This window comes from Loktanella sp. F6476L, from assembly GCF_023015725.1.
Classification (GTDB): Bacteria; Pseudomonadota; Alphaproteobacteria; order Rhodobacterales; family Rhodobacteraceae; genus Yoonia.
The window spans coordinates 17,769-29,923 of sequence record NZ_JALKAR010000020.1; the positions used below are offsets into that span (position 1 = coordinate 17,769).

10 protein-coding genes are annotated in these 12,155 nt (G+C 55.6%); 6 read left to right on the plus strand and 4 right to left on the minus strand.

Going from position 1 to position 12,155, the window contains the following annotated elements; all coding sequences use genetic code 11:
• The first annotated feature begins 47 nt into the window (after positions 1-47).
• The 3 genes from MWU61_RS18915 to MWU61_RS18925 are packed head-to-tail and all read left to right on the plus strand — an operon-like array spanning position 48 to position 3,455.
• Positions 48-1,565 carry a class I adenylate-forming enzyme family protein gene (locus MWU61_RS18915; protein WP_247130026.1) on the plus strand — a complete coding sequence of 506 codons (1,518 nt, stop codon included), beginning with the start codon at positions 48-50 and terminating at the stop codon, positions 1,563-1,565.
• Positions 1,552-2,196 carry a DsbA family oxidoreductase gene (locus MWU61_RS18920; RefSeq protein ID WP_247130027.1) on the plus strand — a complete coding sequence of 215 codons (645 nt, stop codon included), beginning with the start codon at positions 1,552-1,554 and terminating at the stop codon, positions 2,194-2,196. Before MWU61_RS18915 ends, MWU61_RS18920 begins: the two co-directional genes overlap by 14 nt.
• Before the next feature lie 50 nt (positions 2,197-2,246).
• The gene (locus tag MWU61_RS18925) at positions 2,247-3,455 is read left to right on the plus strand and encodes a multidrug effflux MFS transporter (RefSeq protein ID WP_247130028.1); all 1,209 of its coding nucleotides are present in this window, start codon (positions 2,247-2,249) and stop codon (positions 3,453-3,455) included.
• Here the strand turns inward: MWU61_RS18925 and mfd are convergent.
• Both mfd and MWU61_RS18935 read right to left on the minus strand, forming a co-directional pair.
• Positions 3,452-6,904, minus strand: coding sequence for a transcription-repair coupling factor (gene mfd / locus MWU61_RS18930; RefSeq protein ID WP_247130029.1), 3,453 nt, complete (start codon positions 6,902-6,904; stop codon positions 3,452-3,454). The genes MWU61_RS18925 and mfd overlap by 4 nt on opposite strands.
• Positions 6,905-6,943: 39 nt before the next feature.
• Positions 6,944-7,465 (minus strand): component of SufBCD complex, encoded by a 522-nt coding sequence (locus MWU61_RS18935; RefSeq protein ID WP_247130030.1) that lies wholly within the window; start codon positions 7,463-7,465, stop codon positions 6,944-6,946.
• A gap of 123 nt (positions 7,466-7,588) precedes the next feature.
• Here MWU61_RS18935 and hemB point away from each other — a divergent pair, with 123 nt between their 5' ends.
• From hemB to MWU61_RS18950, 3 genes are all read left to right on the plus strand, one after another.
• Positions 7,589-8,587, plus strand: coding sequence for a porphobilinogen synthase (hemB, locus tag MWU61_RS18940; RefSeq protein ID WP_247130031.1), 999 nt, complete (start codon positions 7,589-7,591; stop codon positions 8,585-8,587).
• Positions 8,588-8,771: 184 nt separating this feature from the next.
• Complete coding sequence (locus MWU61_RS18945; protein WP_247130032.1) at positions 8,772-9,329, plus strand: YSC84-related protein; 558 nt, start codon at positions 8,772-8,774, stop codon at positions 9,327-9,329.
• A gap of 9 nt (positions 9,330-9,338) precedes the next feature.
• Positions 9,339-9,935: a nucleotidyltransferase family protein gene (locus tag MWU61_RS18950; RefSeq protein WP_247130033.1), complete on the plus strand. Its 597-nt coding sequence runs from the start codon at positions 9,339-9,341 to the stop codon at positions 9,933-9,935.
• On the opposite strand, the gene MWU61_RS18955 is transcribed toward MWU61_RS18950, so the two are convergent.
• Positions 9,932-11,830 (minus strand): Hint domain-containing protein, encoded by a 1,899-nt coding sequence (locus MWU61_RS18955; protein ID WP_247130034.1) that lies wholly within the window; start codon positions 11,828-11,830, stop codon positions 9,932-9,934. The genes MWU61_RS18950 and MWU61_RS18955 overlap by 4 nt on opposite strands.
• Before the next feature lie 142 nt (positions 11,831-11,972).
• On the minus strand, positions 11,973-12,155 hold a 183-nt coding region (locus MWU61_RS18960), incomplete at its 5' end, for a hypothetical protein (RefSeq protein ID WP_247130035.1).

Below are 12,155 nucleotides of genomic sequence, written 5' to 3' on the forward strand. Positions count from 1 at the left end.
ACGCGCATAGGCTTGCAATGCAGCACCGCAGTGGATAGCAAATTCCTATGGACCAACACCCTTATCACACAGCAATTGGCACCGTTCCCGATCACTTTAACATGGCAAGCTATGTTCTTGGGAAAGCGAATGAAACGCCGACAAAGATTGCATTGAAAGTGATTGATGCGGCATCCGCTGACGTGTGGACGTTTCACGACATCGCCACGGCGGTACGCACAACGGCAACGGGGTTGGCAGAACACGGCGTGCAAACCGGCAATCATGTCCTGATGCGATTGGGTAATACGCCGGATTTCCCGATTGTCTACCTTGCAACCATCTTGTTAGGCGCTGTTCCTATTCCCACTTCAGCTCAGCTGACTACGCCCGAAATCACAGCCATCGCGCATGAAATCCAGCCGGTCCTTGTGGTAGCCGATGAAGGTATCAGCCAACCAGACGGCACTTGGGAAACGCTGGAACAAAGCGCGCTTGCGGGGTTTAGCAGCCTCGCGCCTGCTGAGCCGCACATGGGTGATCCGAACCGTCCGGCCTATATCATCTACACCTCTGGCACGTCCGGCAAACCACGCCCCCTTGTTCATGCACACCGCGCGATTTGGGCGCGGCGTATGATGTGGGACGGTTGGTATGGTTTGGAATCCGATGATGTGGTGCTGCACGCAGGCGCATTCAATTGGACCTATACGCTGGGCACCGGCCTGATGGATCCATGGGCCATTGGGGCAACCGCATTGATCCCAAAGGACGGCACACCAGCGGAACAACTGCCCGCATTACTGGCCAAGTACGATGCAACGATTTTTGCAGCCGCACCGGGGGTTTACCGCAGGCTTCTCAGGTCAGACATTCCAAAACTACCGTCCCTGCGCCACGGATTGTCAGCAGGTGAAAAGCTACCCCAAACGACCGCAATGGCATGGCAAACCGCCACCGGAACCCCGATTTTCGAGGCCTACGGCATGTCCGAATGCTCAACCTTCATTTCAGCCCATCCCGGTGCGCAGACAGATGCGCTTGGCTGGCCGCAAAAAGGCCGATTTATTGCGCTTCTGCAAGATGGTAAACCAGTGGCCGACGGCCAAAACGGAACCATTGCCGTCCACAAAGACGACCCCGGCCTTATGCTGGGATATTACAACGCAAAGACTGAAACCTCCGCGCGATTTGACGGCAACTGGTTCCTGACTGGTGACATCGGCTGCAAAGGCCCTGACGGCGCGATCCACTACGCCGGACGTGACGATGACATGATGAATGCTGGTGGCTACCGTGTTAGTCCGATCGAAGTCGAAAACGCGCTTGCAGCCCACCCAGATATCGACGACATCGCCGCCTGCGAAATTCGTGTGTCAGCGGACACAAGTATCATCGCGGCCTTTTATGTCAGCGCAGACGTGATAGACGATGCCCAACTGGCCGGTTTCGCGGCCAAACACCTCGCGCGTTACAAGGTGCCACGTCAATTCATCCGAATTGATGCTTTGCCGCGTGGGGCAAACAACAAGATACTCCGCCGCCAGCTGCGGCAAAACTGGGAGACCGCACATGGTCAAGCTTGATATCATTTCCGATCCAATCTGCCCGTGGTGCTACATCGGTAAGGCCAATCTGGACAAAGCGCTATTGGATTTCCCCGACCACCCTTTTGTCATCGAATGGCACCCGTTCCAGCTGAACCCCGACATGCCCGCAGGCGGAATGGACCGGCGTGAATATCTTGAACGCAAGTTCGGCGGCAAAGAAGGTGCTGTCCGCGCCTACGCCCCAATCGTGGAAATGTCGGAAAAGATCGGCTTGGGGATCAATTTTGAAGCGATGAAAAAGACGCCCAATACCATTGATGCACATCGTCTGATCCATTGGGCGGGCATCGAGCAACGTCAGAGTTTTGTGGTGGATCTGTTGTTTAAGGCCTACTTCATCGAAGGCCGCGACATCGGCGATCACGAAGTTCTCGCAGACATCGCGGACACCGCAGAAATGGACGCCGCACTTGTGACCAAACTACTGGAAACAGACAACGACACCGACGATATCCGTAAACGCGATGCGCATTCACGTGAGATGGGCGTGAATTCGGTGCCAACGTTCATCATTGCCAACCAACATGCAGTCCCCGGTGCACAGCCGCCTGAAACCTGGGTCCAAGTCATCAAAGACATTCAAAGCCAACTCGACGTGGCCGAATAGCCCACGGATCGCTGCAAAGACGCGGCAAATTACTGAAGAAAGTCCGCTAAATGGCTGCTCCGAAAAATAGATTATCGCAGCCCGAATTTATCGGGTTGATGGCAATGACGTTGGCCACAACCGCGTTTTCGATTGATGCAATGTTGCCCGCATTACCAGAAATCGCGGAAGACCTGTCGCCTGAAAACCCCAATCAGGTACAGCTGATCATCACGAGCTTTGTTCTTGGATTGGGTCTTGGCACATTCTTTACGGGTCCGTTGTCGGATTCAATTGGCCGCCGCAAAGTCGTCATTGGCGGCGTTTTTCTGTTCATCATCGGCACCACAATTGCGTGGCTTTCCAACACGTTAGAATTCGTTCTGTTTGGCCGCGTCATCATGGGGCTTGGGGCCGCAGGTCCACGGGTCGCAGCTGTGGCAATGACCCGCGACCTATATGACGGCCGCGACATGGCGCGGATCATGTCGTTTATCATGGTCGTGTTTTCTCTTGCCCCCGCATTGGCACCGACGATCGGGCACTACATCATTCTTGGCGCTGGCTGGCGCAGTATCTTTATCGCATTTGGCATCTTTGCCGCGCTTCCGGCGCTTTGGCTCTATCTGAGACAACCGGAGTCGCTTGATCCAAAGAACCGTCGCCCCGTCCGGTTGGAGTCAATGCTCGCCGCTACAAAACAGATGTTCGCCCATCGCACCGCTCGTTTGTCCATCTTCGTACAGACGCTGACCTTCGGGATGTTGTTCACGGTCCTTTCGACCACCCAACAGGTGTTTGATGAAACCTTCGGTCAAGGCGAACATTTCCATCTGTGGTTTGCGGTGATTGCCGTGTTGGCCGCAACTGGATCACTGCTAAATGCGCGTCTCGTAGGTGCGTTGGGGATGCGTGCAATGGTCAAGGGCATGTTCATTGCACAGATCGGTTTGACCCTCGTCATGGTCGCAACTGCGACCGTTGACGCGCCATATTGGATCGCCTTCGGGACCTATCTGATCTGGGTAATCGGCAACTTTTTCCAAGTCGGCCTGACCATCGGCAATCTGAATGCCTTGGCCATGGAAGAAATGGGCCACATCGCGGGCCTTGCTGCGTCCGTTATCGCCGCGTTTTCCACCGTTGGCGCAGTCATGCTGGCCGCACCTACGGCCCTGCTATACGATGGAACGCCGCTGCCGATGGGCATCGCAACGCTTGTGATGGCAAGCGCTGCACTATGGCTCACCACGCTCATCAAACGGCCCGGTGAAACCTAGGCCTTCTGTTTCTTACGTTCGTCTGCCAGTTTTTGGGCCAGATCCCGCGCAATGTTGAATGCGCCTTGGATCTTGTCACGGTCCTTAGTCCAATCCCGTCGCACGACGATCTTGTTGTCTTTGACTTTCGCCAGCCCCTTTTGGTCGTGGATAAAGGCAACCAGCCCCTCAGGTGATGCGAATTTATCGTTGTGGAACTGGATCGTGGCACCCTTTGGTCCCGCGTCCAACTTACCGATTCCGGCTTTCTTACACATCGCCTTGATCCGCACGACCAGCATCAGCGTGTTGACCTCTTTCGGCAGTTTCCCGAACCGGTCGATCAGCTCGGCGGCGAAACCTTCTAGTTCAACCTTCGTCGTCAGTTCAGACAAACGCCGATACAGTCCCAAACGGACGTCTAGATCAGGCACGTAGGCATCCGGAATCAGAACGGGCACACCGAGGTTGATTTGCGGCGACCATTCGCCATCGTCAATGATCCCTTCAGCGGCACCGGATTTGATCGCGTTGATCTGATCCTCGAGCATCTGTTGATACAGCTCATACCCGACCTCACGCATCTGACCGGATTGTTCTTCGCCCAAAAGGTTACCCGCACCGCGAATATCAAGGTCTTGCGACGCAAGCGTGAACCCTGCCCCAAGGCTATCGAGCGACCCAAGTACACGCAGACGTTTTTGCGCTGTATCGGTCAGTTTCTGACGCGGTGTCGTCGTTAGATATGCATAAGCGCGGGTTTTTGATCGTCCAACACGCCCGCGAATTTGGTAGAGTTGCGACAGACCAAACATGTCGGCGCGCCACACGATCATCGTGTTGGCCGTTGGAATATCGAGACCGGATTCCACAATCGTCGTCGCCAACAGCACATCATATTTGCCGTCGTAAAACGCGTTCATCCGATCATCGAGCTCACCCGCCGCCATCTGTCCGGTGGCCGCGATAAAGCTGACCTCGGGCACTTCGCGTTTCAGGAAATCTTCCATCTCGGCCATGTCGCTGATGCGCGGAACAACAATGAAGGACTGACCGCCACGGTAATGTTCACGTAGCAACGCTTCACGGATCGTAATCGTATCAAATTCCGAAACATAGGTGCGGATGGCAAGCCGATCGATGGGCGGTGAACCAATGATCGATAGATCGCGAACACCAGACAAAGAAAGCTGCAATGTCCGTGGGATAGGCGTCGCAGTTAAAGTCAGAACGTGGACATCTGTCCGCAACTGTTTCAACCGTTCTTTGTGTTGCACACCGAACTTTTGCTCTTCATCGATGACCAACAAACCAAGGTTCTTGAACCGAATGGATTTGGCCAAAAGCGCATGTGTGCCAACGACAATATCAACAGTGCCTTTCGTGATCCCGTCACGGGTCTTCGTCGCATCGCCCGCAGATACAAATCGCGACAATGGGGCCACGTTGATCGGGAAACCACGGAACCGTTCCGCGAAGCTTTGGTAGTGCTGCCGCGCGAGCAACGTCGTCGGTGCGATGATCGCGACTTGAACGCCGCACATCGCAGCGACAAATGCGGCACGGATCGCGACCTCGGTCTTTCCGAAGCCAACATCGCCGCAGATCAACCGATCCATCGGACGGCCAGACGCGAGGTCGTCTAAAACATCCTCGATAGCCGACAATTGATCATCTGTTTCAGCGTAGGGAAAGCGCGCAAGGAACTGATCCCAAAGCGTTTCTGGCGGATCAAGCGACGGTGCTGTCCGCAATTCGCGTTCTGCGGCGACACGGATCAGACGTTCAGCAATCTGGCGAATACGTTCCTTAAGACGCGCCTTTTTCGCCTGCCATGCACCGCCGCCAAGCTTATCAAGCAGACCTTCGTCATGCCCGTATTTCGACAGCAGTTCTATATTCTCGACTGGCAGATAAAGCTTTGAACTCTCTGCATATTCGATCAGCAGGCATTCGTGGGCGGCACCGGCCGCCGTGATGACCTCCATGCCTTTGAACCGACCAACGCCGTGGTCCACATGCACCACCAGATCACCGATGTTCAGACTGTTGGCTTCTGACAGGAAATTCTCGGCACGGCGTTTGCGCTTCGTCGTGCGGATCAACCGATCCCCCAGCACGTCCTGCTCGGAAATCACCGTCATTCCGGGCGCAGTAAACCCGTGATCGAGCGGCCAAACCGCCAAATGCACGCCGGACTTGCCAACACGACCGTAGTCGCTGACAGGGATAACTTCGCCGATGCCTTCGTCTTCGATCAGGCCCGTCAGACGTTCACGCGCACCTTCCGAATAGCTGGCAATGACAACCGGACCATCCGCCATCTTGGCCTTAATATGATCCGCCAATGCACTGAAAAGGTTGATCGTTTCGCTTTGCCGTTCTGGCGCGAAATTACGACCAATACGACCGCCAGCATCAACAACACCCATACCTGTGGCTTGCGGCAATGGCGCGAATTGGACGACACGCTTGTCGGCGACCCCTGCTGACCAAGCAGCATCATCCAAATACAACAGCGCAGGCGGTGCCGGTTTATAAACCGTGTCCACGCGGCCCTTTTGCGACAGGGCGTGCATCCGTGTCTCGTATTGATCCACGATGCTGTCCCACCGCGCGATCCGCGACGGCGTTAGCTGATCATCCAATGTAATCGACGCGGACCCAGTGTAGTCAAAAATCGTCTCAAGATCGTCGTTGAAGAAGCCCAACCAATGCTCGATCCCCGCATGTTTGCGCCCCGCACTAACGGCTTCATAAAGCGGGTCATCGGTCCCAGCCGCCCCAAATTCGATCCGGTAATTCTGCCGGAACCGCGTAATCGCGGCGTCATCAAGGATCACTTCTGACACTGGCGCCAGTTCGATCTCTTTCAGCTTCTCGGTCGTCCGTTGCGACGCCGGATCAAACCGCCGCGCGCCGTCCAGAACATCCCCGAACATATCCAAACGGATCGGTCCCGATTGACCCGGTGGGAAAATGTCGATGATGCCGCCGCGCACTGCGTAATCGCCAGCCTCCATCACCGTGGGGGCTTGGGTAAAGCCCATGCGGACCAAAAACGCCCGCAGACTCTTTTCATCAATCCGGTCGCCGACTGTCGCCTTGAATGCCGCTTCACGCAGCAAAGACCGTGGCGGCACTCGCTGGGCCGCCGCGTTCAAGGACGTCAACAGAACGTATTTGGCAGGCATACCGTGTGTCAGTGCGGCTAGCGTCGCCATCCGCGCCGCCGAAATATCTGCATTCGGGGAAACGCGATCATAAGGCAAGCAGTCCCATGCCGGGAACGTAAACACGGGCATATCGGGCGCAAAGAACCGCAGGGCCGCTTCCATCGCAGCCGACCGCTTGTCGTCGCGCGCAATATGCACAACGGGACCGTCGGACTTAGAGATTTCCTGCAAGATCAGCTGAGCGTCGAACCCTTCGGGTGCGCCAGCGATCGTGATGTGATGAGACTTTGACATGACGACTGACCTACCCCGCGTGAAGGGCTTGTCAACTGCCTACCAGAACGGAACCGTCAAGTTATGGTACATCCCGTACATCGAGGTGACAAAAATCGACACCATCCCGATGATCTGTGTCCACAGCCTGTGACGCAGCAGCATCTTATAAAGGGACTGTGCGTCTGTCGCATTGGTTTCGATATTCTGTGCGCTCGACAGGCTGACAGCCCCTACGATGCTTAACGGAAATACAATGAAAAGCAGCGCTTGGGCAAATTCGATCCAGTAGAAAAAAGCCAGCACAAACAAAACAGTATTCGCAAAACTAACAAACATCAAAAGCCAAGGACCCGAAAACCGCGCGATGCCCAACAAGCGGTTCACATTCACACGGACGATATCAATAAGGTCTTGTTCAGCCTCGCCGCCACGCTTCCGCGCACGTTGGATCAAGTCAAATGGCACGCCCAAAACCCAATGGCTCATGGATGACCAAAGCACAGCGATGCCGATCCAATACCAGAGATTGGAGAACGATCGCATATCAATGACGTCGAAAAGGGCTTCAGTCCAATTCACGGGTGGCAGCCTCGTGCGCAGGTGTTATTTTTGGCGACACTAGCGGGCGCATTCATGGATGCCCAGACTTGTGAAGGGCCGAATTTGATGTATCCAAGAACCTGTGACCAGAAAGGCCCGATCATGACACCAGTTGTACCTCCATTTCCCGCCGCACGTCTGCGCCGGATGCGCCAAACCCCGGCTCTGCGGGCAATGATGCGCGAAAACACGGTGACCGTGGATGATCTGATCTGGCCTGTGTTTGTGATGGCGGGCACAGATGATGAAACGCCTGTGGCATCCATGCCCGGCGTTGTACGGCGGACTGTAGACCGTGTGGCAAAAGCAGCAAAAGAAGCGCAAGACCTCGGGATCCCCGCGATTTGCCTGTTCCCCTATACAGGCATGGAAAGCCGGACAGAGGATTGCGCAGAAGCCTGGTCGCCCGAAAACCTAACCAACCAAGCGATCCGCGCAATCAAAGACGTAGCCCCCGAGATTGCCGTGATGACCGACATCGCCCTTGATCCGTACAATATCAACGGCCACGACGGGTTTGTCGAAGACGGCGTGATTGTGAACGACCGCACGGTCGAAGCCTTGGTAAAAATGGCACTGGCGCAGGCTGATGCGGGGGCTGATATCCTTGGGCCGTCAGACATGATGGACGGCCGGATCGGGGCGATACGAAAAGCACTCGAATCTGAGCGACATCAAGGCGTTACGATCCTGTCTTACACCGCCAAATATGCCTCCGCGTTCTATGGTCCGTTCCGCGATGCGGTAGGTGCGTCTGCGGCCCTGAAGGGCGATAAGAACACCTACCAAATGAACCCCGCCAACAGTGATGAAGCCATGCGGCTTGTCCAACGCGACCTGCAAGAAGGCGCAGATATGATCATGGTCAAACCAGGCATGCCCTACCTGGACATCTGCCGCCGCGTGAAAACCGAATTTGGCGTGCCGACCTTCGCCTACCAAGTCTCCGGCGAATACGCGATGATCCAAGCGGGCGCACAAAACGGCTGGGTTGATGGCGACAAAGTCATGATGGAATCGATGATGGCGTTCAAACGCGCGGGCTGCGACGGGGTTCTCACCTACTTTGCGCCGCAAATCGCGCGCCTTCTCAACAGCTAGACCGCGTCCCTGCTTCTTTTGGCTCCAAATATCCTCGCCGAAGGCTTGGGATCTGCTAGATCCCAAATCCAACGCCCGCCAAACGCATCGATGACTGATCTTACAGGTGACAGCATAGCAATTTCCCTTTAGGATAACGCCCAAGGCCCGAGAAACGGGTCATCAAAAACAACTGAGGCGACATATGAGCACTTTTTCCAGACGGCAGTTTGGCCTCGCGGCATTGGCAGGAACAACCTTGGCGGCCTGCGGCAATGGCATTGGCACCAACGGGGCCGCAACAATTGACGCACGCGTCGATAGCACCTTGGCCTTCATGTACGAAACCTATCCAGGCACCCGTGATCTGGCACAACGATCAGCGGGTCAATTGATCATGCCCCTTGTGACCGAATTGGGTCTGGGTGTGGGCGGATCATTTGGGCGCGGGGCGTTGCGCGTTGGCCCATCAACCGTTGACTATTATTCCTCAACGTCCGGGTCTGCGGGTCTCCAGATCGGCGCACAACAATTCAGCCACGTGTTGTTCTTCATGACGCAAGAAGCGCTTGTTGAATTCCGCCAGTCCCCGGGTTGGGCGGCTGGTGCAGACCTTGAATATGCCTTGAGTTCACAGGGCGAGACATTGCGCGCCGAAACCACCACATCGCTGTCCCCCGTGATTGCTGTTGTGTTTGGCCAAACAGGTCTACGCATCGGTGCCACGCTTGAAGGCACCAAATACACACGGATCATCCCGTAAGGCGCACCAATGACGCTCCCGATCCTGATCCTTGCCGCGGGCCAGTCATCACGGATGCGCGGAACGGATAAACTATTGGAAAAGATCGACGGCGTGGCTTTACTGCGCCGTCAGATTGATGCGGTACGACAGGTGTCGCCTGACGTCTATATCACGTTGCCACATCCTGATCATCCCCGCGCAGCGCTGCTGTCAGGCACGTCTGCACGCACTGTCATCGTCCCTGATGCCGCGGATGGTATGGCAGTTTCATTGCGAACGGGTGTCGCCGCCCTACCTGATTGCCCTGCCTTTATGGTTCTGCTGGCTGATCTGGCAGCACTCACGCCCGCGGACCTAGACACAATGCTGACGACACGCGACGAGCGCCCCGATCATCTGATTTGGCGCGGGGCAACGGACGCAGGCAAACCCGGACATCCCGTGATCTTTGACGCAATTTTACGACCCGCATTTGCCGAATTGTCGGGTGACACAGGCGGCGCACCGATCCTCAAGGCCCAAAAAGACCAGACCTGTCTGGTCCCATTGCCGGACAAGCATGCCCTTCTTGATCTGGACACACCCGAAGACTGGGCCGCGTGGCGACGCGCCACGGGACGTTAGTGTTTTGCCAGAATGGCCGCTTCGTGTTTCTTCAACACGCGACGTGCCGCACCAAAGCCTGCTTTTTCCGTCGCAAGATGTGCCAAGTCAGGGAACAGCTTGAAGATTTCGTTGCGCTGGGACGTGCCAACGCCCTTCAAAGCATAATCACCCGGTTGGAAACTTTCGGTCCATGTGCCGTTTGACAAGATCACTTCGTGCCGTTCAAACATCAGGTGAATATAGGTCACGCCGCTGGACTGCACCTGATCAACGCCGTCAGCGGTTGTCATGTGCTTCGCAGCCGCAAAGACTTCGGTGTCTTCAAAGTGCAGTGCGGCGCGTTGCCCGCTCAACAGCAAACGGTGGTTTGGTGATAGCAGCAAATCCTGCTCTGGTACGTTTGCACCCAGCGATCCGGCCCGTACCAACACGGGCTGCAAATCCGGTGATTGCACAAGTTCATCCCCAGACAAAGTCCGGCTACCAGCCCACGTGATCTCCTGAATGCCGTTGTCGCGCGTAAACACCTTATCGCCCGGTTGCAGGGTTTCGACAGCGACTTCGCCCTTTGGCGTCGCAATATTGGTGCCCGGCGTGAAACAGATCACGACATTTTCGATTTCGGAATATTCTACGCGGCGCGTGATATTGCCATTCGCATCAAGCAGTTCGACGCGGCCCGCTTCGGGATCATTTGGATCACGGATCAGGTTGAAGTCCGCATAAGCAGTGCCCAAACCAGCAGTAAGGTCAAGCACATCGACGTCAGACCCGTCCGCGTCTTCGCCGCCGACGATCACATGATTGCCAGCACCGCCGATTGTGAACAGGTCGGAATTGTCGCCACCGAACAGACGGTCGTTGTCAGGACCAGCCACAAGCACGTCTTCGCCCGCACCGCCAAACAATTGATCGTCGCCTGTACCACCGTTAAGCGTATCTGCGCCCTCGCCGCCTTCCAGAACGTCTTGGCCTTGACCACCGTCCAGAACATCGTCGCCTGCGCCGCCGAACAGTTTGTCATCGCCGTCGTCGCCCATCAAGGTGTCGTTGCCGCCCTGACCAAAGATCGTGTCTTGGCCAGACCCGCCAGAAATCACATCATTGCCTGGCTCGATTGGTGTCACGACCGCATCTTCGATCAGATCACCATTCATAGTGAAACCAGACCCAGTCGTCCGTGTCGCAAGCGTAAATTCGATAAATGTCCGGTCGCTGAATTCAGCGCTAAACCATGCGTCTTGGTCGTCGGGGCTATTCGCCTCGCCGCCAGCTGCTGTTACGGAACCGGGCGCTGAACTGACCAGCAAAGACGTATCAGCCGCTGTGCCAAAGGCGCTAAAGCTATCCGCGTCCAGTGTGACGCTTTCCTGATCGCCGGGGCTGTTGCGGTCCAGATCGTTGAATGTCGCCGTAGAATTCAGCGCAATTGGCTGGCCTGTCGCTGGATCAAAGAACTCCATCCGAAAACTAGCCGTTTCGCCGCCATCCGTTGGTGTCGTGCCGTTACGGGCGTTCAGTAGAATTTCGTAGCCACGTCCGCCAGACAGATCAATGTTCAGATCAGGATCAGACGTTCCAACAAGGATCAAGCGTGCAGACACCTGCGTCCCATCATCCAACTGCGCAACATTCGCATAGACGGCCACATCACCTACCTGCGCGTTGTCATTGCCCGAAGACGTGTCGCTAACCAGATTGTTGATATTCAGCGATAGCGGGGTTGCATCAGAGCCGGGCGCTGTCCCTTCGCCGTTATCCCCATAAAGGATATCGTCGCCGTCGCCGCCCAAAATGCTGTCGTCGCCGCCTTCACCAGAAATCGTGTCCTGACCATTAAAGCCATTGATGGTGTCATCCTCGGGTGTGCCCTGAATGACGTCTGTATTTGAAGTACCGTTGATCTCAGCCATGATAGTTCCCCATCGTGCATATCTATGTCCGCTGCAGTGCGGCGATTGGGCTCTATCTATTAAGCTCACTTAGAAAATACAGGGGGAATAAGTGCGGATGCCACTCAAAGGGCAAATTTTTGCCTTGTTTTGTGGGTTTTGGCTAATTTTGACGTTGGGTTACGAAACAATTCAGCGCATCTGAAATAATTGTTCCCCACGTGCCAATGCCCGCTGGTTTTTTGTATCCAGCGGGCGTTGTTTTTGTTTTTTGCGTTTTTGCGCTTATTTGAGCAGGAGTTTTGCTTCGTGTTTTTTGAGCGCTTTGCGTGCTGACTGGTAGTTT